The organism is Hymenobacter citatus (genome assembly GCF_014333615.1).
Lineage (GTDB): Bacteria > Bacteroidota > Bacteroidia > Cytophagales > Hymenobacteraceae > Hymenobacter > Hymenobacter citatus.
On sequence record NZ_JACSCY010000001.1, the window covers coordinates 320,231 to 341,765 of the forward strand.

General features: G+C 59.0%; 20 protein-coding genes. 11 read left to right on the plus strand and 9 right to left on the minus strand.

Annotation, left to right across the window (positions count from 1 at the left end; all coding sequences use genetic code 11):
- Positions 1-55: 55 nt before the first annotated feature.
- Both H8B15_RS01300 and H8B15_RS01305 read right to left on the minus strand, forming a co-directional pair.
- The gene (locus tag H8B15_RS01300; protein ID WP_187317844.1) at positions 56-871 is read right to left on the minus strand and encodes a sulfite exporter TauE/SafE family protein; all 816 of its coding nucleotides are present in this window, start codon (positions 869-871) and stop codon (positions 56-58) included.
- A 67-nt stretch (positions 872-938) separates the two neighbouring features.
- On the minus strand, positions 939-1,259 hold the full coding sequence (locus H8B15_RS01305) for an ArsR/SmtB family transcription factor (protein ID WP_246455262.1): 321 nt from the start codon (positions 1,257-1,259) through the stop codon (positions 939-941).
- 159 nt (positions 1,260-1,418) lie between these two features.
- Between H8B15_RS01305 and H8B15_RS01310 the strand changes: the two genes are divergently transcribed.
- From H8B15_RS01310 to H8B15_RS01320, 3 genes are all read left to right on the plus strand, one after another.
- On the plus strand, positions 1,419-2,033 hold the full coding sequence (locus H8B15_RS01310; protein ID WP_187317845.1) for a hypothetical protein: 615 nt from the start codon (positions 1,419-1,421) through the stop codon (positions 2,031-2,033).
- Between the two features lie 74 nt (positions 2,034-2,107).
- The gene (locus H8B15_RS01315; RefSeq protein ID WP_187317846.1) at positions 2,108-2,362 is read left to right on the plus strand and encodes a hypothetical protein; all 255 of its coding nucleotides are present in this window, start codon (positions 2,108-2,110) and stop codon (positions 2,360-2,362) included.
- Entirely contained in the window at positions 2,355-3,047 is a 693-nt protein-coding gene (locus tag H8B15_RS01320) for an ABC transporter ATP-binding protein (RefSeq protein ID WP_187317847.1), read from the plus strand. Before H8B15_RS01315 ends, H8B15_RS01320 begins: the two co-directional genes overlap by 8 nt.
- A 2-nt stretch (positions 3,048-3,049) precedes the next feature.
- Here the strand turns inward: H8B15_RS01320 and H8B15_RS01325 are convergent, their stop codons facing one another.
- Positions 3,050-3,772 carry a tRNA1(Val) (adenine(37)-N6)-methyltransferase gene (locus H8B15_RS01325; RefSeq protein ID WP_246455263.1) on the minus strand — a complete coding sequence of 241 codons (723 nt, stop codon included), beginning with the start codon at positions 3,770-3,772 and terminating at the stop codon, positions 3,050-3,052.
- Positions 3,773-3,879: 107 nt separating this feature from the next.
- Here H8B15_RS01325 and H8B15_RS01330 point away from each other — a divergent pair, with 107 nt between their 5' ends.
- Positions 3,880-5,319, plus strand: a complete 1,440-nt coding sequence (locus H8B15_RS01330; RefSeq protein WP_187317848.1) for a DUF389 domain-containing protein — start codon at positions 3,880-3,882, stop codon at positions 5,317-5,319.
- Between the two features lie 170 nt (positions 5,320-5,489).
- On the opposite strand, the gene rnhA is transcribed toward H8B15_RS01330, so the two are convergent.
- The 4 genes from rnhA to aroQ all read right to left on the minus strand — a co-directional run bounded on the left by rnhA (position 5,490) and on the right by aroQ (position 8,473).
- On the minus strand, positions 5,490-5,948 hold the full coding sequence (gene rnhA, locus H8B15_RS01335; protein WP_187317849.1) for a ribonuclease HI: 459 nt from the start codon (positions 5,946-5,948) through the stop codon (positions 5,490-5,492).
- 111 nt (positions 5,949-6,059) lie between these two features.
- Positions 6,060-6,620 carry a MarC family protein gene (locus tag H8B15_RS01340; RefSeq protein ID WP_187317850.1) on the minus strand — a complete coding sequence of 187 codons (561 nt, stop codon included), beginning with the start codon at positions 6,618-6,620 and terminating at the stop codon, positions 6,060-6,062.
- Between the two features lie 86 nt (positions 6,621-6,706).
- Positions 6,707-7,771 (minus strand): aminotransferase class V-fold PLP-dependent enzyme, encoded by a 1,065-nt coding sequence (locus H8B15_RS01345; RefSeq protein WP_187317851.1) that lies wholly within the window; start codon positions 7,769-7,771, stop codon positions 6,707-6,709.
- Between the two features lie 255 nt (positions 7,772-8,026).
- Positions 8,027-8,473 (minus strand): type II 3-dehydroquinate dehydratase, encoded by a 447-nt coding sequence (aroQ, locus tag H8B15_RS01350; protein ID WP_187317852.1) that lies wholly within the window; start codon positions 8,471-8,473, stop codon positions 8,027-8,029.
- A 461-nt stretch (positions 8,474-8,934) separates the two neighbouring features.
- Here aroQ and H8B15_RS01355 point away from each other — a divergent pair, with 461 nt between their 5' ends.
- Positions 8,935-10,644: a serine hydrolase domain-containing protein gene (locus H8B15_RS01355; protein WP_281383857.1), complete on the plus strand. Its 1,710-nt coding sequence runs from the start codon at positions 8,935-8,937 to the stop codon at positions 10,642-10,644.
- A 15-nt stretch (positions 10,645-10,659) separates the two neighbouring features.
- On the opposite strand, the gene H8B15_RS01360 is transcribed toward H8B15_RS01355, so the two are convergent.
- On the minus strand, positions 10,660-11,028 hold the full coding sequence (locus H8B15_RS01360; protein ID WP_187317854.1) for a VOC family protein: 369 nt from the start codon (positions 11,026-11,028) through the stop codon (positions 10,660-10,662).
- A gap of 240 nt (positions 11,029-11,268) precedes the next feature.
- Between H8B15_RS01360 and xerD the strand changes: the two genes are divergently transcribed.
- On the plus strand, positions 11,269-12,168 hold the full coding sequence (gene xerD / locus H8B15_RS01365; protein WP_187317855.1) for a site-specific tyrosine recombinase XerD: 900 nt from the start codon (positions 11,269-11,271) through the stop codon (positions 12,166-12,168).
- Positions 12,169-12,347: 179 nt separating this feature from the next.
- On the opposite strand, the gene H8B15_RS01370 is transcribed toward xerD, so the two are convergent.
- A complete protein-coding gene (locus tag H8B15_RS01370; RefSeq protein ID WP_187317856.1) occupies positions 12,348-12,761 on the minus strand; it encodes a hypothetical protein in 414 nt (137 codons plus the stop codon).
- 133 nt (positions 12,762-12,894) lie between these two features.
- Between H8B15_RS01370 and H8B15_RS01375 the strand changes: the two genes are divergently transcribed.
- The 5 genes from H8B15_RS01375 (at position 12,895) to H8B15_RS01395 (ending at position 21,426) form a co-directional block, all read left to right on the plus strand.
- On the plus strand, positions 12,895-14,622 hold the full coding sequence (locus tag H8B15_RS01375) for a DUF6044 family protein (protein WP_187317857.1): 1,728 nt from the start codon (positions 12,895-12,897) through the stop codon (positions 14,620-14,622).
- Positions 14,623-14,922: 300 nt separating this feature from the next.
- Positions 14,923-17,859 (plus strand): FtsK/SpoIIIE family DNA translocase, encoded by a 2,937-nt coding sequence (locus H8B15_RS01380; protein ID WP_187317858.1) that lies wholly within the window; start codon positions 14,923-14,925, stop codon positions 17,857-17,859.
- Between the two features lie 114 nt (positions 17,860-17,973).
- On the plus strand, positions 17,974-18,618 hold the full coding sequence (lolA1, locus tag H8B15_RS01385; protein WP_187317859.1) for an outer membrane lipoprotein periplasmic chaperone LolA1: 645 nt from the start codon (positions 17,974-17,976) through the stop codon (positions 18,616-18,618).
- Positions 18,619-18,871: 253 nt separating this feature from the next.
- On the plus strand, positions 18,872-20,170 hold the full coding sequence (locus H8B15_RS01390; protein ID WP_187317860.1) for a DUF2851 family protein: 1,299 nt from the start codon (positions 18,872-18,874) through the stop codon (positions 20,168-20,170).
- Positions 20,167-21,426: a hypothetical protein gene (locus tag H8B15_RS01395; protein ID WP_187317861.1), complete on the plus strand. Its 1,260-nt coding sequence runs from the start codon at positions 20,167-20,169 to the stop codon at positions 21,424-21,426. The genes H8B15_RS01390 and H8B15_RS01395 overlap by 4 nt, the downstream gene beginning before the upstream one ends.
- Positions 21,427-21,535 lie beyond the last annotated feature (109 nt).

Consider the following 21,535-nt stretch of genomic DNA (forward strand, 5'->3'; position numbering starts at 1 on the left):
AGTAAGTGGGAGAAACAGCAGGGGTAGGAAGGCTCGGAGGGTAGGGCCGTGCGGTTTAGGGCCCAAAAACCAATTCGCGCAGCAGAATAAATAAGCCCATAGCTAGGGTAAACCAGCCAAAAGCGGGCTTGAGCTTGGTGCCGGGAATGAAACGGGCCAGGTAAATACCCAGCACAGTGCCTATCAGCGTAAAAGCCAGAAAGCCAAGTAAAAACGTCCAGGCGATAGGGGTGCCCGCGCTTATATCGCCGCTGAAACCGATAAGCGAATTGAGGGCAATGATGGCCAGCGACGTACCCACGGCCAGCTTCATGGGTAGGCGGGCGCCCAGCACCAGCGCCGGAATAATCAGAAAGCCGCCGCCGGCTCCCACAAAGCCTGTGAGCAGCCCCACTACCAAGCCAATGCCCAAAATCAGGGGGAAGTTGAAGGTGGGCGCGTGGTGCAGCTCTTCATCTAGTAGTTGTTCGGCTTGCTTGGCGCGAATCATGGATAGGGCGGCTCCTACCATCAGCACCGCAAAAGCCACCAGCACCAGCAAATCCTTAGTGAACACCACGCTGCCCACCGTAAACAGCACCTGCGGGATGGCGGGCAGCAGCAGCTTGCGCACCACAAATACGGCCAGCAAAGAGGGGAGCAGAAATACCACTGCCGTTTTTAACGACACCAGCCCGCGGCGGAAATACCCCGAGGCGCCCACCACCGAGGTAGAGCCCACCACAAACAGCGAATACGCCGTGCTCAACACCGGACTCACACCCATCAGGTACACCAGCACGGGCACAGTCAGAATAGAGCCGCCTCCGCCCAGTATGCCTAGCGAAAGGCCGATAAAAACTGCCGCGAAATAGCCCAGAAGTGAAAGCATGAGAAACAAGTGAACGAATGAATTTATGATAAAGTGTTCATGTGTTAAAGCAAAAAAACGACCGTCCCTACAGAAACGTGCAGGCGGCCAAGCACTGAATAACGTCTACCACTTCCCGCATTTTCAGCGCGTAATAAATGTTTTTGCCCTCGCGGTGAGAGCTTAAGATGCCTTTCAGCTTCATGCCCGACAAATGGTGCGAAAGCAGGCTTTGCTCTACCCCCAGCTGCTCGCTGATGTCCGTCACCGACAGATTCTCGTGGTTGGAAAGCAGCTGCACGATGGCAATGCGGGTAGGGTGCGCCGTGGTTTTGAGAATAAATGCCACCTTCTCCATCTTCTCGGTGGTGAGGTTCAGTTCAGCGTCGGGGGTAGGCGAAGGAGTCATCGGGGTATGCAAACTTATGAATAGTTGTTCATGTATACAAGTATTGTGGGTATGTTGGTTCCTTTTCGGAGTTTAACATTCCTAAACAGACATAATAGTATAGCACATAATAAAAACTGATTCTATATAGATGAACCTCTATCTACCGTTGTACTGCGCATGAACGCGTATCTTCTATTGCGCCTGCGGATAGTAGGGCGGCACCTGCTGGAGCTAGGATGGTGGCGGTTGCTACTGTTGGGAGCGATGCTGCTGGCCGTAAGTAGCAAAGTGCTACTTACGGCGGCCCACCATGCGGCAGGCCAATGGGCAGTGCCTCTATTGGGTATGTGGCTGTGCCTCAGCGCCCACTGGCGGCGCAACGACCTGGCATTTCTGCAAGCAGTTGCCCCCGCCTTTCGGCAGTGGCTGGCTGTAGAGTATGCGTTGCTGCTAAGCCCAGCCGAGGTGGTCCTGCTGGCGCATGGCCGGGTAGGCGCCGCGGTAGCAACGGTGCTGGCCGCTGCCGCCGTGCCGTGGCTGCCGGTGCCGGCCGTGCGGGTGCGTAAGCAGGGTAGGAGCAGCCTGTTTCGGGCGGAGGCGTTTGAGTGGGTAGGGGGCTGGCGACAGGGCAGCGGCGCGGTAGTGTGGCTGGGGCTGCTGGGCGTAGCTGTGTGGCAGCAGCAACCCATTGTGGCAGCCGGCGCCGCGGTGCTGTGGTTGCTCTGGGTACTGAGCTGCTATGGCACGGCCCCGAGCCAGCTACTATGCTGCTTGCGGCCGCCTGCGGGGTGAAGGGGTTTTTGTGGAGGCGCTTAGGGCTCCTGTGGATCTATTATGTGCTCACAGCCGCTCCTTTGTTGGTGGTTATGGCCCTTGGCCCGGCCACATGGGTAAGCACTCTGGGAATGCTGCTGTGGAGCTTGGCTGTACTAACCGGAGCGCTGCTCGCCAAATACGCCTTCTACCCCAATGCCTTTCTGAGCCGCACCATGCAAGTGGGCATGGTGGCGCTGGGCTTGCTGATTGTGTTGAATACCGTGTACGAGGCGCTGTTTGCGGCGGCATTTCCTGTTTTGCTCACCAAAAGCCGACGGCGCTTGGCTACTTTTCGTTATGATTGAAGTTCGCGACCTACACAAAGCATACGACGCGCAGCCCGTGCTGCACCACGTCAGCCTCGATTTGCGGCCTGGCTCCATCCATGGGTTGGTAGGGGTGAACGGCGCCGGCAAAACCACGCTACTGAACTGCATCTACGGACTGCTAGCCGACTACCGCGGCACGGTGCGCGAAACCACTGGCTTCAGCCTGCGCCAGCACACGGGCCTGCTTCCTTACGAACCCTACTTCTACCCCCGCCTCACCGGCCGCGAGTACCTCACCTTTTGCTTGCAGACGCGGGGCCGGGCGGTGCCGGATTTCACGGAGTGGAATACATTGTTGGAACTACCGCTCGATGCTTACGCCGAAGACTATTCCGCCGGGATGAAAAAGAAGCTGGCCCTGCTGGCGGTGCTGGTGCAGGACTTTCGCTACCTGATTCTCGATGAGCCATTCAACGGCCTCGATCTGGGTACCAATCTGCTGGTGAAGGAGATACTGCTGCGGCTGCGGGCGCGCGGCACCGGCATTCTACTGACGTCGCACCTGCTGGGAACTCTCACCGAAATCTGCGACGAGCTAACTATCCTGGCTGCCGGCACCGTGCGCCGCCACTATACCCGCACCGAGTTCGACCAGGTCAGCAACGATCTGCTCGAAGAATTTTATCAGGATAAACTCACCCGGCTTCGGCAATTGGTATAGCGCTACAAGTGCAAATAGAACTCTCCCAGCAGCGCCCGAAACTCCGGCGAATACACCGAATCATCCACATCATGCAGTCGCAGTAGTTGCGTGTTCACCGGCTGCGGCTGCCGCCCAAACGCCGTGATGTGGCGCAGCGCCCGGCTGCCGGGGCGGTGGTGCAAGGCCAGCCGAGCGGTAGGGTAGAGGCCCTCGGCTGCCGCGTCCTGCTCGAAATGCAGCATCTCGGGCGGCGGTAGCAACACTGTGAGGGTACCTTGTTCGGTTAAAAAATCAGCGGCGAACCGGCTGATTTCGGTGAACGTGAGCGTGTCGGCGGCGGTGTGGCGGGCGGTGGTGCGCTGGGCGTTGGGCGAGCGTAGCGACTCCCGGAAAAACGGCGGGTTGCACAGGATATGGTCGTAGGGAGCGGGGTGAGTGGCTGCGAAACGGGTCAGGCTAACGGGGTAAGCGTGCAGGCGCCCGGCCCACGGCGAGGCGGCAAAGTTTTCGGCGGCCTGGGCAGCAGCGGCAACATCCAGTTCCACTGCTTCAATGGTGGCCGTGGGGTTGCGCTGGGCAGTCATCAGGGCCAGCAGGCCGGTGCCGGTGCCAATATCCAGCACGCGCTGCGCTCCAGCCACGGTTGCCACAGCGCCTAGTACGCAGGCATCGGTGCACACCTTCATGGCACATTGCGCCTGCTCTACCCGAAACTGCTTGAATTGGAAGTAGGAATTGGCCATGATGGGTATAGGTAATAGGACTGCGTACAAAGATAGATGACAGCTTTCCTGTTGTGCTTTACGTATGTTGGCCCTATGTTCTCTTCTTCCTACCCGAAAGTACCAGTATGCTGCTGCGTTTACTCCGTTTTCTGAATCTGCGCACCGGCGCGTCCATTGGCGGCACCATCGAAGAAATTGAGTCTAATATTGAGTTGCGTGGCTCGGTGCTCTGGATTTTGCTGTGCGCGGCGCTGCTAGCCAGTATCGGCCTCGATACCAACTCGGCCGCCGTCATCATTGGGGCTATGTTGATTTCGCCGCTGATGGGGCCAATTTTGGGGGTAGGCATGAGCCTGGGTATCAACGACTCGGCCATGTTCCGGCACGCGCTGCGGCAGCTGGGGCTGGCTACGGCCATCAGCTTGGGTGCCAGCTTGCTCTATTTCAGCCTTACGCCCCTGGGGCAGGCCACGCCCGAGTTACTAGCGCGCACCCACCCTACCCTCCTCGATGTGCTCATTGCCTTGTTTGGGGGCGTGGCCGGCATCATCTCCAACTCGCGTCGCGATAAAACCAATGCTATTCCGGGCGTGGCCATTGCCACGGCGCTGATGCCCCCGCTGTGTACTGCTGGCTTTGGGCTGGCCCATCTCAACTGGTCGGTTTTTCTGGGCGCACTGTATTTGTATTGCATCAACGCCGCCTTTATCAGCCTGGCTACCTATCTGATTGTGCGGGTGATGCGCTTTCCGCAGCGCACGTACGTGGAGGAGGGGCAGCAGCGCCGTGTTACGCTTATCATGAGCTTGCTATTAGTACTGATTGTGGCTCCCAGCGTCTATTTTCTGGTGAGCGTGTACCGGCAGGAGCGCGACCGGCGCATTGTGGAAGAAGTGGTAGTAGAGAACTTACGAAAGCAAGGCAATGAGGTGCTGCGCTGGGATATCACGCACACAGACTCAACCAACTTAGTGCGGGTGTACTTCTCGGGCCTGAACGTGGTGCCGCGCCAAGTGGCCCAAATGGAGCGCCGCCTGCAACAGCGCGACCTTCAGAACTACCAAATACAGGTGTCGCGGGTGAATATTTCCAAAGAGGAAGTAGCACAGCTAAGCGAAGAAGCCGCCCGCAATCTATTCCAGAATATGCAGCTGGAAGCTGAGCTGACGCGTGCACCTACCATTCGCACTACCAGCAGCCCGGCCAGCAACCCGCTGCCTTCGGCGGCGCAGGTGCTGCGCGAGGTGCGCGCCGCCTTCCCACGCGTGGCTGGCCTAAGCGTAGCCCGCCCCCTCGCCGACATAGCCCCCGACACCCTCCGCGCCGACACCCTGCTCACCGTGGCCGTGGCCTGGCAGCGCCCCGATACCGTGCCTACCCCCGCCGAAACCCAGCGCCTCTACCAGTTCCTGCAAGCCCGCCTGCAACAGGACACGCTGATACTAAGCCGTACCCCACTACGCGCCGTGCGCCAGCCCGCCCCCCGCGCCGTGCCCATTGTGATGCCCCAAACACCTGTCGTACCAAAAACGCTGAACACGCCCACCCCAGCAGCGAGGCGGTGAGATGGTGAGATGGTGAAATAGTGAAATAGTGAAATAGTGAATGGTCTGTCATCCTGAGCGCAGCGAAGGATCTTATCACGTGTGAACAAGGCGTTGTTACGTCTTTCGTTCTAGCGTAATAAGGTCCTTCGCTGCGCTCAGGATGACAGACCATTCACAACCTCACCATCTCACAAATTCACCATTTCATACCCTTCGTCTACCAGCAGCTTGCCTTGGGTGGCGCTCCAGACGGCTAGCTGGTCGCACCGCTCGTTTTCGGGGTGGCCGTTGTGGCCGCGCACCCACTGGAAGCGCACGGTGCGCTGGCGGTACACTTTCAAGAAGCGGCGCCAGAGGTCTTCGTTGGCTTTCTTGCCGAAATCGGGCTTGTTGGCCCAGCCGAACACCCACTTTTTCTCCACGGCATCTACCACGTACTTCGAGTCGGTGACGACGGTGATGGGCAGCTCGGGGCGCGTAATGGCCTCCAGGCCCACAATCACGGCCAGCAGCTCCATGCGGTTGTTGGTAGTAAGGCGGAAGCCCTGGGTGAGCTCTTTCTCGTGCGGTCCGAAGCGCAGAATGGCCCCGTAGCCGCCCGGCCCCGGGTTTCCCCGCGACGAGCCATCGGTATATAGGTGAATCATAGGGTGTTGTTAGGGTCTTGGGGACTTAGGGGCTTAGGGTCTTGGTTGACGTTCTGACAAATCGTTGAACGTCAACCAAGACCTTAAGCCCCTAAGTCCCCAAGATCCTATTCAAAAATTACTCTTAAACAGCTTAATGGCAATGGCCAGCAGAATCACGCCGAATACGCGGCGCAGGATGTCTTCGCCGGCTTTGCCGAGTTTGCGCTCAATCCAGGCCGAGCTTTTCAGCACCACGTACACAAACACCAGGTTCAACACAATGCCCACCAGTACGTTGGGGAGGGAGTAGGCCGCCCGCAACGACAGCAAGGTGGTCATGGTGCCGGCGCCCACGATGAGGGGGAACGCCAGCGGCACAATGGAGCCCGACGAAGCCGCCGGATTGTGCCGAAACAGCTCGATACCCAGAATCATCTCCATGCCAATGAGAAAGATGATGATGGCGCCGGCCAAGGCAAACGACTGAAAGTCAACCCCAAACAGCGACAAAATGCTCTGCCCCAGAAACAGAAACGCCACCATCAGCACACCCGCCACCAGCGTGGCCTTCTCCGAGTGAATTTTGCCCTCGCGCTGCCGAATTTGCAGGATAATCGGCACCGAGCCCAGAATGTCGATGATGGCGAACAGGGTAAGCGTGACGGAGAATATTTCTTTTAAACTGAACATCTTAGAATGTTGAGTTGTGCGTTCCGCGAACCATGTGCCCCAGGGCTGAAGCCCTGGGGCACATGGTTCGCGGAACTCAACACTTCCTACGCAAACTCGCGAGCAAAGAACTGCACCAGCTGCTCAAACGCCGCATCGGGCACGGCGGGGAAGTTGGCGATGCGCAGGGTGGTGGGTTTCCACTGACCGTAGCCGCTGCCCAGCTGCATGCCCTGCTCCAGCGCCCGGCGCTTCACCTCGTCAATCAGGGCGGGCGGGCCTTGCAGGCCGATGACGGTGGTAGAGCGCGTTTCGGGGTTCGTGACCATGGGCTTGAGCTGGGTGGCCTGGTCGAAGTAATCGTAGAGCTTGGTGGCACGGTCCAGCAGGTGCTGGTGCACGGTTTTGATGGGCTCCCGGTCCTGCAACACCCGGCTCAATAGGTAGAGGTTGAGCACGTTGGGCGTGTGCGTGGTCTGGAAGTTGAGCATCTTCTCGTACTGGGCCGTGAGCGAGTTGTAGTGGCTGCTTTCGTTGATATGCCGGAAGCGCGCCACCGCCCGCGGCGACAATACCATGATGCTCAAACCAGCCGGTAGCCCGAAGCACTTCTGCACCGAGGCGTACCAGATGTCGCCCTTGATGAACTTCAGCTGCACGCCCGCCATCGAGGAGGTAGCATCCACGGCCAGTAGGGCATTGCCGATTTTGTTGAACAGGTTGAGAATGAAGCCGTCGCGCAGCTGGGTGGCGTTGCTGGTTTCGTTTTGGGTGATGCACACCAGGTCCAGCTCGTCGTCGGGTAGGGGGAGGGCGGCCACGTCGGGCACCTCATCCACACCGAAGGGGTAGCCTACGCAGGCCGGGCGCAGGGCCTTGGCGTACTCATACCACTTCTCGCCAAACGCGCCGCTGTACAGGTGCAGGCTCTTGCGCGGCGTGAGGCTCTGAGCCAGCACCTCCCAGCACTCGGTGGCCGAGTTCATGAAGAAGATGGTGTAGTCCTGCGGAATGTTGAGCTTGGTCTTCAGGTCGGCCACAATCTGGCGCATGAGCGTGGTAAACCGCTCGCCCCGGTGCTGGGCCGACAGCCAGCCCTGGTCATACGCATCGGTTAGGTAGTGCCGCACCGCTGGATACACAGCAGCCGGCCCCGGATTGAAAGTATACATAGGAGAGAAAGTCGGAAAGTGAGGAAAAACAAAGGTAGGGAAAGGCGAAATGGTGAAGTTGTGAGCTTGTGAAATTGTGAATTGAGAAAGCGCATGTCATCCTGAGCGGAGCGAAGGACCTTATGCCCGCAAAACGACAAGTGTAACAACGACTCGTTCTGCAGGCATAAGGTCCTTCGCTCCGCTCAGGATGACAGATAACTTAGGATGACAGAACGAAAACTCACCATTTCACCACCTCACCATCTCACTTCTTCACACCCGAAACCCTACCCGCTTGGGCCGCAGCCCATCAAAGTAGTGCAGGGCCAGCTTGTAGCTGTCGAGCTTGAAGCCGGCGATGCTGCCCACGCAGTTTTTGCCGATGAGGCTTTTCTGGCGGAATTCCTCGCGGGCGTGCAGGTTGCTCAGGTGCACCTCTACCACGGGCGTGTTGATGGCCGCAATGGCGTCGGCCAGGGCCACGCTGGTGTGCGTGTAGCCGCCCGCGTTCAGCACCGCGCCGTGGTAGGTGAAGCCAATTTCGTGCAGCTTGTCGATCAGCTCGCCCTCGTGGTTGCTCTGGAAATACGTGATGGTCAGGTTCGGGAAAGCCTCTTGCAGCTCGGGCAGGTAGTCGTCGAACGAGCGGGTGCCGTAGATGCCCGGCTCGCGTTGGCCCAGCAGGTTGAGGTTGGGGCCGTTGAGAATGAGAATTTGCATGAAAGAACGCGTAGAACGAATGGAAGCGAGTGCCAAAAACCAAGTGGCAAGGTAGGAAAGACGCCGGACGATAATAGCCGCCGGATAAGGCTATAACTGCCGGTAACGGGATTTGTCACGGCTGCAGTATACCACGTGGAAGGGACGGGTAAAAACGTCGTTATAAATAATATTCAATTTACTGTATGCTAAATAGTGAAGCATGTAAGGAAAAGTGAACGGGTGTATTTTATTTAAAAAGTTATATAACATACTTTTTAAATAATCTTAATAAACTGAATTGTGCTACAAAAATTGCAATAACTACCTGGGCTGCCTAGCGGCTTTAGAATAGATGTTGCACGTTTTTAGTGGCTAAGTCATTGAAGAAATTTCACCTTTTTATCTGCTTATTATTTTCTCTGCGCGCGGCTGCGCAAACGGGCGTTGCGGTACCTGCCTTTCAGCCGTTTGATAGGGCCATGCAACAGTTTATGCAGCGCTGGAATATCCGGGGCGCTTCGGTGGCGTTTGGCGCGCAGGGGCGTGTGGTGTATGCCCGGGCTTTCGGCGCGGCCGATGCGGCGGGCACCCCCATGCAGCCCCACCACCTGCTGCGCGTAGCCAGCGTGTCGAAGCCGATAACGGCACTGGCAATCATGCAACTAGTAGAACAAGGCCGCCTGCGCCTCACCGATAAAGTGTTTGGGCCGCAGGGCTACCTGCGGCGCCTCTACTACCTAGATGCCATCCACGACCAGCGCCTCTACGACATCACCGTGCAGCAACTGCTGGAGCACACCGCCGGCTGGGACCGCGAGACCAATTGCGACGGCCAGGACGGCTGCGACCCCATCGATTTCCCGGTGCACGTGGCCCACGCTCTGCACGCCCCCACGCCCGTAGCCGACTCTACCCTGATTCGCTTCCTACTCACCCGCGGGCTGAATACCGCACCGGGCACGCACTACGCCTACTCCAACATCGGCTACCTGGTATTGGGCAAGCTAGTGGAAGCCGTAACGCACCAACCCTACGAAACCTGGGTGCGCCAGCAGCTGCTGGAACCCGCCGGCGCCCTCGAAGCCCACCTGGGCCGCAACCTACCCGCCGATAGATTGGAGCGGGAAGTGGCCTATGAGAGCCACTACCAAACAGAAGCCTGCGACGGCTCGGGGCGGGTGGTGCCCGCGGCCTACGGCGGCTTCAACCTGGAAGCCATGGGTGCCCACGGCGGCTGGGTGTGCTCGGCCCGCAGCCTGGTGCAGCTCCTGCAAGCGGTGGAAGGTAGGGCCGGGCAGCCGGGTTTGCTGACACCTGCCACGCTGACCAGTATGGCGCAGCCCTCGGACCAAAATACCCATTACGGCAAAGGCTGGATGGTGAATGCGGCCGGCCACCGCTGGCACCGCGGCGAGATGGATGGCACCGGTACCTACCTGGTGCGCACGGCTGGCGGCTACACCTGGGCTATCCTGCTGAATGTCCGCCCAACCAGTGAGGCGTGCTGGCAAGAGCTAGACCAGCTGGGTTGGGTTGGGGTGCAGCGCGCGGCAAGCCTACCCGCCCACGATCTACGGCCGCCTACCCACAACGCATCAAAACTCACGGCCCGGCCTGACTCGGTGGGTGTGACGCTGCGCTGGCAGCGCGGCACCGGCACGCGCCGCCTGGTGCTACTGCAAGCCGAGCAGCCACTTACAGATTTTCCGCTGGATGGCACCCGCTACGCGGCCACTGTCTGGGGCGAGGGTAGGGCTGCCTTGGGTGTGGGTACTTACGTGGTAGCTAATACGGCTGCGGACTCAGTGTATTTGAACTACCTCGATCCAAGCCGTCGCTACTACGCCCGGGTGGTAGAGTACACGGAAGATGCATCTACCGGTTTTCAGCCTATGTATGTGCTCGATGGTAACCCTACCCTGGTGTTGCCTGCTACCAACGGGGCCGAGCTGGCAAACAGAGCATCAGCCTTGTCACTCTATCCCAATCCGGCCCGAACAGAATTAGTGGTGACGGATGTGGCGCACCCGCTGCCTTATGAGGTAACCACACCGCTCAGGCAGCGGCTGCGGGCGAGCGTGCTAACACCTGGCCACACCATTCCCATCAGCGACCTACAGCCCGGCAACTACCTGATTCGGTTTCAATTGCCGGAACGTATCGTATTTAGTCGGTTTGTGAAGGAGTGAGCAACCGGAAACCTACTACTCCCGGTTGAACTCGCCGATGTGCCACAGAATACCGGACGGGTCATACACGAAACCCACTTTGCCCCAGGCTTCCTGCCGAATGGGCGTAACCCGTACGCCCTCGTACGTGCCGGGTAGGTCCAGCGCCGCAAGCTCGGTCCAATACTGCTCCACATCCGCTACTTCCAGAAACAACATGGAGTTATCCACCCAATCTTTCACGTAGGCGTCTTGCAAATAAAAGCCTATGTTCTGTAGAGTGAAATAGGATAAGACCGGCGAAAGAACCACTTCGCTGAAGCCGAAGGCGCGGTAGAAGCTACGCGAAACAGCAAAGTCTCGAGCACCAATGAAGGGGCGGATGGACAGAACGGGTGATGGCATGTGGTTGAAAATGAAAGTGCCTTGTGCTAATGGCCGGTATGGAAGAGCAAGATGAAGCATTTTTGCTACTTAGGCGTGCGATAGTTCAATAATGTAGCGTAGCTATCGGCAACAGAAGAGGTACGTTTGCCATGATTGGGGGGAGCCTAAACGAGAGAACCTGCAAAAAGCACCGACCTTTGCCGGTCCTCGGTCCCTTGTACCCCGGTCTCTCAGTCCCCACCAACCCAGCCCCCACCCATGACTTGGCCTCTCGCGCAAAAGCAATTCGATGGCTACCTGCGGCTCGAAAAATCATTGTCAGGCAACTCGGTGGAGGCTTACTCCCGCGACGTGAGCAAGCTGCGCCAGTACCTGGAGTTGCACCAGCTGCCCATCACCCCCGAGCACATCACCCCCGAGCACTTGCGCGCCTTCCTGACGTGGCTGGGGGCGCTGGGCCTGAGCGCTACCTCCCAGGCCCGTACCTTATCGGGCATCAAGGCTTTCTACAACTTCCTGATTATGGAAGACTTACTTCAGCTAGACCCCACCGACACGCTGGAAGCCCCCAAAACCGGCCGCCACCTGCCCGATACCCTCAGCTACCCCGAGGTAGAGCAGCTGCTGGCGGCCATCGACCTGAGCACGGCCGAGGGCACCCGCAACCGCGCCCTGCTGGAGGTGCTCTACTCCTCGGGCCTGCGCGTATCGGAGCTGACGGAGCTGCGCCTGTCCAATGTATATGTAGATCAGGGGTTTGTGCGGGTGGTGGGTAAGGGCAGCAAGGAGCGGCTGGTGCCCATTGGCCGCGACGCGCTCAAGCACCTGGGCTTCTACCTCAGCGGCATCCGGGCCCACCTCGACGTGAAGCTCGGCGACGAAGACATTGTGTTTCTGAACCGGCGCGGCGGCAAACTGTCGCGCGTGATGATCTTCAACATCATCAAAGCCCTAGCCGAGCAGGCAGGCATTCGCAAGAGCATCAGTCCGCACACGTTCCGGCACAGCTTTGCTACCCACCTCATCGAAGGCGGCGCCGACCTGCGCGCCGTGCAGGAAATGCTGGGCCACGAGAGCATCACCACCACCGAAATCTACACCCACCTCGACCGCGACTACCTCAAACAGGTCATCACCGAGTTCCACCCGCGGAGTTGAAATGGTGAAGTGGTGAAATGGTGAGTAGCGAGTAAAAAGGGCGCGTGTCATCCTGAGCAGCGCGAAGGACCTTCTCACGCCAGAACGAATCGTTGTTATGATAGTCGCTCTAGCGGGAGAAGGTCCTTCGCGCTGCTCAGGATGACACGCGCCTTCTTCTATTCACCACTTCACCATCTCTACCGTTTCTGACAGGCTCGGAGCCAGTCTTCAGCGGCTTTCACACTCTCAAAAAGCTGAACTTCAAATTGATCCTGAAAGGGATGATGCTTGTCTAATACGGCCAGCTCACTGCGCATGCGGTGCGTAACGTGGGCCACGTAGCGCAGGCCGAGTCGGGTGGCCTGGGGCGCCCATATCCGTTGCAGCCACTCAATCGAATCAAACCATGGCCCCACCAGCTGGCTGTTATCATTCAGAAGGTAGGGGCAGCTAATGGTGTGCATGGAAGCCAAGTAATGATCAGCGCCTTGGGTGGCTTCGCCTTGGTCTACAAACCCCTTCCAGGTAGCACGCAGCCAGTAATTTTCCTCATCAAACACGAGGACGCATGAGCTGCCGTCAGAGGAGTCAGTAGCGGAATTTAACAGCATGTTGAAAGCAAAACCCAAAATTGGGAGAACAGAATGAGTGTGCGAAGCTGAGTAGAATTTCTACGAATAACAACCTGGACAGGAAATCCGGCCGGCGCAGAATACTTTTGTTTTCCTGTCTGGCTCTTGCGCTATGCCCGCTTTGTTTCGATTTCCTGCCACGCCGCTGCGCCAAGTATTGCTGGTGCTGCTAGTGCTGCTGCTACCCGTGTGGCTGCTGGGCGAGCACGCCTACCTGGCTATCGACGACAACCTGGACTCGGAGCTGGTGGCGCCCTACCTGCTGCCTCGCCTAAGCGTGCTACTGGACTACCACCCCACCACGGTGGTGCCGCCCCTGATGGACGGCTTACCCCGCAACGCCCTGCGCTCCGGCCTGAGCGTGACCATGCAGCTGTTTGCCTTGCTGCCCCCGCTGCTGGCCTACCTGCTACACGCCCTGCTGGTGCGGCTAGTGGCGCTGCTGGGCTTCTACACGCTGGCCCGCACGCACTGGCTGCGTACGCCCGCCGATGCCGGGCTAGCGGCGCTACTGGCGCTGGCTTGGGCTACGCTACCCATGCACACCATCTATGGGTTAACGGTGGGAGGGCAGCCGTGGGTGCTGTGGGCCGTGCTGAATCTGCGGGAGGGTAGGCGGCGCGGGCTGAGCTGGCTCACACTGTCGGCGTTTCCGCTGTGGTCGATGTTTGTGTATGTGGGGCCGTTTTTGCTGGCGGGCATTGGAGGGCTGCTGGCGTGGGACTGGTGGTACGGCCGTCGCGCCCACCTGGGCGCGGTGCTGCTGGGCGCCGGATTGTTGCTGGCTAGCTACCTAGTGGTGGAGTATCCACTGTTTTATTCTTTGTTGCTAGCCAAACAGTTCGTTTCGCACCGAGTGGAGTTTGCTATCAGCCGGCTAAAGCCCATGAGTTTCAGCAGTGGGCTGAAAAGCACGCTGCACTACCTACTGCTAGGGAAGTACTTGGCGGGCCTGTTTTTTCGGGGCGTTATCCTGGCAGCGGTGGTGGCGGCACTATCCCTGAGCCAGCCAGCAGCGCGGCGGGGGCTTCGCCGGCAGTTGCTGCCGCTGGGAATAGTGCTGGTGCTGATTGCCGCTTTCTGCGGCTTCTACCCGCAGCTGCTCACGGCGTTGCAGGCATACGTACCGCTGCTGCGCACTTTCAACATCGGCCGTTTCCACTTCCTCACACCGCTGCTCTGGTTTGTGCTGCTACTACTGAGCTTGCGTGCTCTACCCCCTGGCCGCCTGCGGGTAGGGCTGGCAGTGGCCCAATTGCTTCTGGGCTTGGCTATGAATACAGAATGGACCACCAACCTGCGCCACCTGGCAGGCGTGGCACCTACCACCGAGCCCAGCTACGCGGCCTACGTGGCGCCCCGGCTGTTTGCGCGGGTGCGGGCCTTGCTGCACGAGCGCACCGGCCAGGAGCCGCCCGCCTACCGTGTGGCCTGCCTGGGCCTGCCGCCCAGCGTGGCCCAGCTCAACGGCTTCTACACCCTCGACAGCTACCAGAACAACTACCCTCTGCGCTACAAGCACCAGTTCCGGCCCCTCATAGCAGGTGAGCTAGCGAAAGACCCCGCCCTGCGCGCTTACTTCGATGCCTGGGGCAACCGCTGCTACCTGTTCTCGGCCGAGCTGGGCAAAAACTTTCGGGTAGGGGCTACGCAACGCCGCGTGGTGCAGCACTGGGACTTCGATGCCGCCGCGTTTCGTCGGCTAGGCGGGCGCTTCGTGCTGTCGGCAACGCGGCTGGCCCGACCGCAGGAAAGCGGCCTGCGGCTGCTGGCCGTGCAAGCCGACGCCGCGGCGTATTGGCAGCTGTTTGTGTATGAGGTGGCTGCGCCGGGTGAGTAAGGGTAGGAGGGTAGGGAATAACGGCCGTTGCACTCGCTCGGCTCTGCTGAGTGAGAGCAGCGTTGCTGCGTGCGGCCGCAATCGTGTAGACAATTCTGTGTAGCGACGCCACCGGATTCGGGGTGTAGCCCCTCAAGCATATTCCTAACTCGGTTGAACCAAGCGAGTGCGGCGGCGGAAAGAATGTTCAAACAAATCGAGTAGTGAAAATAGTATCTTCACTGCTTCACCGTTTTACGGTTTTAGTACCCCCGTTTCCCCCTCAAATTTGCTAGATTTGGCTTTTTAGTGAGCATCCGAATGGCAAAGAATACATACAAGCAAACCAATACCGCGCCTGCCTCCCGTGCCAACGAGCCCCGCCCGGCGCGGGCGTCGGCCCCCGTGGCCGACGACGTAGCGCCCGCCCGCGAGCAGCCCCGCCGCGAGCCGCGCAACAAGGAGAAACCCAAAGCCGCGCCCCGCGCCGCCCGCCCGCCCATGCGCCTACCTTCCGTGAAGCTGGGCGGCATGCTGAGCTTCCTGCGCGACCGGCGCTTTCAACTGTTCCTGGGCTTTTTCTTCCTGCTCAGCTCCATCTACCTCACCATTGCCTTCGTGTCGTTCCTGTTCACGGGGCACGCCGATCAGAGCGTGGTAGAGAACCTGGCTAACACACCCGTGAAAGAGGCCGGGCAGGAGTCTAGCAACCTGCTGGGGCTGGTAGGAGCCTGGGCCGCCCAGCTCCTGATTTACAAGGGCTTCGGCGTGGCGGCCTTTGCTGTCATTCCGGTGGTGTTCTTTTTGGGCTACAAAATCGTGTTCCGTCGGGCCGATGTATCGGTGAGTTACGTGCTGGCCTTGAGCCTGTTTACGATGTTGTGGCTGAGCGTGTTGCTAGGCTACGTGGTCATCAGCATGCAGGCACCCGATGCTGACCCCATCCTGGCGCATCGCCTCGATTTCCTGAGCGGTGGGGTAGGCTACGAGGCGGCCCTGTGGCTGAGCAGCCTCATTGGCTGGGGCACGGTGCTGCTCCTGGCTTTCCTGCTGATTTCCTTCGTGGTGTTTTTCTTCAATGTGACTACTCTGGGCTTGGGCCGGGGGGTAGGGGAGGAGGCCGCGCCCGCTGTGGCTACGCCGGAAGTTGCGGTCAATCGGGCTGGTAATGCCCCGCGTTTCTCGCCAGTTGCCGAGGAAGAATTGGTGGAAGACGACGCCTTGGAATCAGAAGACGAAGACGACGATGCATTGAACATCACCCTGCACGACCGTCGTCCGGTGGCCGCTACCCCTGCTCCCGCCGAGCCGGAAGTGGTGCGTACGGGTGCCGTGGCCGGTGGTGCTGTCGCCTTGAGCGTGGCCCCAGCGGCCGTTGCGGCGCCGGCCATTGCTGCCTCCGCCGGAGCGGCGGCTACCGTGGCTGGCGCGGGTGCCGTGGCGGCCAAAGCTGCCGCCAGTGGCCCGAGCTTCTCCTTCGAAATGCCTACCGCCGAGCCCGAAGTAGCACCTACTGCCACATCCGCATCGCGCGTGCCGACCCCGCTTTCCCTGGCCGACCTCGCTGACGAGAATACACCGCTGCCAACTGCCACAGCCTCGGCACTGCCGCTGACCGTAGAGCCTGCCAAGCCCGAAGCGCCCTTTGAAATTGAGGATAAAACCGGTGAGCTGGACCCTTCGGCTGGCGCCGATATGGCTGTTATTGCCGAGGAAGACGAGGACGCCGAGGCCATGCCCGCCGTCAACTACGACCCTACCCTCGATCTGCCCCGTTACCAGTATCCTACCCTGGAGCTGCTCAACGACTACGGTGCCCCCAAAGCCCAGGTAACGAAGGAGGAACTGGAGGCCAACAAAGACCGCATCGTAGAAACGCTGGGGCACTATGGCATCAACATCGCTAGCATCAAGGCCACTATTGGGCCTACCGTCACGCTCTATGAGATTGTGCCCGATGCGGGCGTGCGCATCTCCAAAATCAAGAGTCTGGAAGACGATATTGCCCTGAGCCTGGCCGCGTTGGGTATCCGCATCATCGCGCCTATTCCGGGCAAGGGTACTATCGGTATCGAGGTGCCGAACACCAAGAAGGAGATGGTGAGCATCCGCTCGGTATTTGCTACCGATAAGTTCATCAACACCGAGATGGATCTGCCGATTTCCTTCGGGCGCACCATCACCAACGAGGTGTTTGTGGTCGATCTGGCCAAAATGCCCCACTTGCTGATGGCGGGTGCTACGGGTCAGGGTAAGTCGGTGGGGTTGAACGTGATACTGGCCTCGCTGCTCTACAAGCGCCACCCCTCGGAGCTGAAGTTTGTATTGGTTGACCCCAAGAAGGTGGAACTCAGCATCTTCAATAAGATAGAGCGCCACTTCTTGGCCAAGCTTCCTGATACCGAGGAAGCCATCATTACCGACACCAAGAAGGTAGTGAACACGCTCAACTCCCTGTGCATGGAGATGGACCGGCGCTATGACTTGCTGAAAGATGCCGGCTGCCGCAACCTGAAGGAGTACAACCGCAAGTTTGTGGAGCGCCGCCTCAACCCCAAAAAGGGGCACCGCTACATGCCCTTTATTGTGCTGGTGATTGACGAGCTGGCCGACCTGATGATGACTGCCGGCAAGGAGGTAGAAACGCCCATTGCCCGACTCGCCCAGCTGGCCCGCGCCATCGGTATTCACCTGATTGTGGCTACCCAGCGCCCGTCCGTAAACGTAATTACGGGTATCATCAAGGCCAACTTCCCGTGCCGCATCAGCTTTAAAGTGACCTCCAAAATCGACTCGCGCACTATCCTCGACGCGGGCGGTGCCGACCAGCTCGTGGGCCAGGGCGATATGCTGATTTCGCAGGGCTCCGACATCATCCGGGTGCAGTGCGCCTTCATCGACACGCCGGAAGTAGACCGCCTCTGCGACTTCGTGGGCGAGCAGCAGGGCTACCCCGATGCCTACCAGCTACCCGAAGTAGCCGGCGAGGACGGTGGCGGTAATGGCGGTGAGGACTTCGACCCGGCCGACCGCGACTCTATGTTTGAGGAAGCCGCCCGCGTCATCGTCACGCACCAGCAGGGTAGCACCTCGCTCATACAGCGCAAGCTGAAGCTGGGCTACAACCGCGCCGGCCGCCTCATCGACCAGCTGGAGCACGCCGGCATTGTGGGGCCATTTGAGGGTAGCAAAGCCCGCGAAGTGCTTATTCCGGACGAGTATAGTTTGGAACAGTTGTTGAATACGATGCAGAAATAGAACTTAGCCGGGAGAAAATTAGAGCATAACGTTGTTCTACTTTTAGTTTTCTCCGTTTAAACCTTCGCTGAGTATTTCGCTCTACTATACAAGCTCGCTACACCACTTTCTGCAATGAAAAAATTTCTCGCCCTGCTCGCCCTGTCTGCTTCTTTTATGCAAGCCGCTACTGCGCAGCAGGACCCCAAAGCCGGTAAGATTCTCGATGATATGAGCGCTAAGTATCAGTCGATGAAGGCGTTTCGGGCCAACTTCACCCAAACCCTGGAAAACGACAAGGCCAAAGTGAAGGAAAATATCAATGGCGATATCATCGTGAGCGGCCCCAAGTTTCGGCTGAAAGTGAATGGCCAGGAGGTCATCAACAACGGCCAAACCATGTGGACCTACCTGAAGTCTGAGAACGAGGTGAATATCTCTGATTACGAACCGGATGATCAGGAAGTGTCTCCTTCGCAGATATTTACCTTATACAAGAAGGGCTACAAGTACACCTACGTGCAGGAAGCCAAGGAAGGCGGCCAGGCCATCGACATCATCGACCTGTCGCCGGAAGACCGTTCTAACGCCGTGTATAAGGTGCGCATCAAGGTGGCCAAGGCCGATAAATCGGTGAAGAGCTGGCAGATGTTCAAGAAGAACGGCAACCGCTATACCTACACCATCAAGCAGTTTCAGCCTAACCCCCCGGTAGACGCCACTACCTTCAACTTCGACAAATCGAAGTACAAAGGTGTGAAAGTGGTAGACTTGCGTTAATTGGCAGCGTTGCTGCCGTTTTGGCCGGCCCGCTTCCGAAAGGAGGCGGGCCGGTTTTTGCTTTAAGAAAAGATACGGACAAGTTTTGGTTGTAAGATTCGAAACTACCTGTCATCCTGAGCGGAGCGAAGGACCTTTTCGCGTGTGAACGTTAACCGGAGTAATGACTTGTTCATGTGTGAAAAGGTCCTTCGCTCCGCTCAGGATGACGGAGATTATTACCTAAGAATATCCACGCGCTTTTATACTTGCTATGCAAGAAGATTTCCTCCACTACGTCTGGCAGCACCAGTATTTTGATAAAACCGACCTACGCACCACCAGCGGCGAAACCATCACCATCCTCAAGCCCGGCCTGCACAACCACGATGCCGGCCCCGATTTCCTGAACGCCCGCTTGCACCTGGGCGACGTAGAATGGAACGGCGCCGTAGAAATCCACCTGCGCGCTTCCGACTGGCACCGCCACCAGCATCAGCACGACCCCAAATACGACCAGGTGATTTTGCACGTAGTGCTACACGCCGACGAGCCCGTGCGCCGCACCAACGGCTCTGAGGTGCCCGCGCTGGTGCTGGAGGGCCGCCTGGCGCCCGAGCTACTGGGCCGCTACCAACAGTTGCTCACCGAAACGCCCGCCCTACCCTGCGCGCCGCTGCTGGCGCAAGTGCCCGTTATTGCGCGGGTGATGATGGTAGAACGGACTTTGTTGGAGCGCGTGGAGCAGAAAGCCACTACCCTCGAAACCCTACACCAGCACCTGGGCGGTGACTGGGAGGCCACTGCCTACCATGCCCTGCTGGCGGCTTTCGGCTTCAAGAAAAACACCGAGCCCTTGCAGCGGCTGGCCAAAGCCCTGCCGCTCTCCGTACTGCGCCGCCACCGCCACGACCGGCGCCAACTGGAAGCGCTGCTGTTCGGACAAGCCGGCTTCCTCACCGAAAACGACGAAAACCGCCATGACCTGTTTGTGGCCGATTTGCGGGCCGAATACGAGTTTCTGGCGCATAAGTATCAGCTGAAAGCCGCCGCCCTGGCCCCGCACGACTGGAACTTTCTGCGTCTGCGGCCGGCCAACTTTCCGCCGGTGCGGCTGGCCCAGCTGGCCGCCGTGCTGCACGCCCGCCCCGCCCTGTTCGATGCCCTGCTCACGGCCCAGGACGTGCTGACGCTAGAGCAGTTCTTTGCGGCGCCGGTATCGGAGTATTGGCAAGGGCACACCCGGCCGGGCAGGCCCGGCAAAGTGCCGCACCAGCTGGGTAGGGCCAGCGCCCACTTGCTGATAACCAACGTAGTAGTGCCCCTGCGCGTGGCCTACGCCCGCCACGTGGGCCAGCCCGAGCTGGTAGAGCAGGCCGTAACGCTACTCACCCAGCTGCCCGCCGAGCGCAACGCCCTTACGGACACCTACGACCTGCTGGGTTTCCAGCACCGTACTGCTGCCGACTCGCAGGGTTTGCTGGCACTGCATTACGGCTACTGCCAGCCGCGCCAGTGCTTGCGCTGTGCCATCGGCAGCCGCATTCTGCAACCCAAACCCGTGTTACGTTGAGGATCCTGCTGGCTCTTATCTTAAATACTGGTCTGCTGTGGCTGCTGTGGCGCTGGGTGCGTCGAGAGCAACGGGCGCCGGGGGTAGGAAAATTGGTTTTGCCAATACTGACCTTGAAGCTGGCCATAACGCTGGTAACTGTTGCGTTGCTGACTGAGGACGCCCGCTATTTCCAGTACTGGGGCGTTGCCCTCACCGACCAGCTCTGGACTGCGCCCATAGCCTGGGTAGGTACACTGCTGGGCGATGAGTTTCACGCGGCGGATCGACAACTGATTTACCACGGGTACTCCAACACATTCTTTCTCATCAAGGTGTTATCGGCGCTGAATCTGGCTTCGCTAGGGAACGTGTGGCTGAACGCACTGTATCTGTCAGTGTTTTGCCTGGTGGGCTGCTGGCAACTGGTGCGTAGGTTTCCCCACATCTTTCCTGATGCGCCTGTGCTGGCGGTGCCCATTGCCTTTTTGCTGTGGCCCACGGTGCTGTACTGGACCTCGGGCCTGACCAAGGAAAGCCTGCTGGTGAGTACGCTGGCGTGGCTGACGGCGCTGGTACTGGATTGGCTCTACGAGGGGCGGCCCGTGCGTGCGTGGTCGGTAGTGGGGGCGGTAGTGCTGGTGATAGTGGCATTCAAGATGCGGTATTTCTTCGCGGTGTTGCTGTTTGCGGCGTTGCTGGGGCTGGCCCTTATCCGGGTAGGGGAGCAATTGGGCGTGAGGCGGCGTGGAGTGCAAGTGGCCCTGGTAATGCTCCTGTTGAGCGGAGGCAGCTGGGTGCTGAGCGAAGTGAATTCAATCTTCCGCTTCAATAGATTCAGCAGCCAACTGCTGCGCAATTACTACGGCATGTTGGAGCAGTCGCGCCACAAACCGCACATCGAGTATGCCCACCTGGCGCCCACTTGGCAGAGCGTACTAAGCAATGCACCAGCTGCCGCCATGCATACTGTGTTGCGCCCGTGGCTATGGGAAAGCACACAGTGGAATTACCTGGCTGTCAGTATAGAAAATGTGCTGTTGCTGGTGCTGCTGCTCACCGCTGCTGTTGCCGTAGTGCGGGGTAGGGGCGGGCGTCTACCCTTCGCACTGGTTCTGGTACTGGCCATATACTGCCTGGGGTTGGCCATCCTGCTAGGGCTGACCACTCCCAACCTGGGTACCCTCAGCCGCTACCGTACGGTGCTGCTGCCGTTTCTGCTGCTGCTGTTGCTACAAAACAATTATGTAGCCCACTGGCTGAAGAGGTGGTGTTGAGGCCTGGCATTGAGGGCAATAGTCCAGCGCGCTCAGTCGAAATTTCAGTGTTGGTACGGATGAAGCCCAACCGTTAAATGCGGAAACTTGTCTACCCTTTCAGACAAGG

Excerpts from the sequence above, each read along its gene's own strand:
- H8B15_RS01300 (WP_187317844.1), bottom strand. The coding sequence starts at position 871 with ATGCTTTCACTTCTGGGCTATTTCGCGGCAGTTTTTATCGGCCTTTCG.
- H8B15_RS01305 (WP_246455262.1), bottom strand. The coding sequence starts at position 1,259 with ATGACTCCTTCGCCTACCCCCGACGCTGAACTGAACCTCACCACCGAG.
- H8B15_RS01310 (WP_187317845.1), top strand. The coding sequence starts at position 1,419 with ATGAACGCGTATCTTCTATTGCGCCTGCGGATAGTAGGGCGGCACCTG.
- H8B15_RS01315 (WP_187317846.1), top strand. The coding sequence starts at position 2,108 with ATGGCCCTTGGCCCGGCCACATGGGTAAGCACTCTGGGAATGCTGCTG.
- H8B15_RS01320 (WP_187317847.1), top strand. The coding sequence starts at position 2,355 with ATGATTGAAGTTCGCGACCTACACAAAGCATACGACGCGCAGCCCGTG.
- H8B15_RS01325 (WP_246455263.1), bottom strand. The coding sequence starts at position 3,772 with ATGGCCAATTCCTACTTCCAATTCAAGCAGTTTCGGGTAGAGCAGGCG.
- H8B15_RS01330 (WP_187317848.1), top strand. The coding sequence starts at position 3,880 with ATGCTGCTGCGTTTACTCCGTTTTCTGAATCTGCGCACCGGCGCGTCC.
- rnhA (WP_187317849.1), bottom strand. The coding sequence starts at position 5,948 with ATGATTCACCTATATACCGATGGCTCGTCGCGGGGAAACCCGGGGCCG.
- H8B15_RS01340 (WP_187317850.1), bottom strand. The coding sequence starts at position 6,620 with ATGTTCAGTTTAAAAGAAATATTCTCCGTCACGCTTACCCTGTTCGCC.
- H8B15_RS01345 (WP_187317851.1), bottom strand. The coding sequence starts at position 7,771 with ATGTATACTTTCAATCCGGGGCCGGCTGCTGTGTATCCAGCGGTGCGG.
- aroQ (WP_187317852.1), bottom strand. The coding sequence starts at position 8,473 with ATGCAAATTCTCATTCTCAACGGCCCCAACCTCAACCTGCTGGGCCAA.
- H8B15_RS01355 (WP_281383857.1), top strand. The coding sequence starts at position 8,935 with ATGCAACAGTTTATGCAGCGCTGGAATATCCGGGGCGCTTCGGTGGCG.
- H8B15_RS01360 (WP_187317854.1), bottom strand. The coding sequence starts at position 11,028 with ATGCCATCACCCGTTCTGTCCATCCGCCCCTTCATTGGTGCTCGAGAC.
- xerD (WP_187317855.1), top strand. The coding sequence starts at position 11,269 with ATGACTTGGCCTCTCGCGCAAAAGCAATTCGATGGCTACCTGCGGCTC.
- H8B15_RS01370 (WP_187317856.1), bottom strand. The coding sequence starts at position 12,761 with ATGCTGTTAAATTCCGCTACTGACTCCTCTGACGGCAGCTCATGCGTC.
- H8B15_RS01375 (WP_187317857.1), top strand. The coding sequence starts at position 12,895 with ATGCCCGCTTTGTTTCGATTTCCTGCCACGCCGCTGCGCCAAGTATTG.
- H8B15_RS01380 (WP_187317858.1), top strand. The coding sequence starts at position 14,923 with ATGGCAAAGAATACATACAAGCAAACCAATACCGCGCCTGCCTCCCGT.
- lolA1 (WP_187317859.1), top strand. The coding sequence starts at position 17,974 with ATGAAAAAATTTCTCGCCCTGCTCGCCCTGTCTGCTTCTTTTATGCAA.
- H8B15_RS01390 (WP_187317860.1), top strand. The coding sequence starts at position 18,872 with ATGCAAGAAGATTTCCTCCACTACGTCTGGCAGCACCAGTATTTTGAT.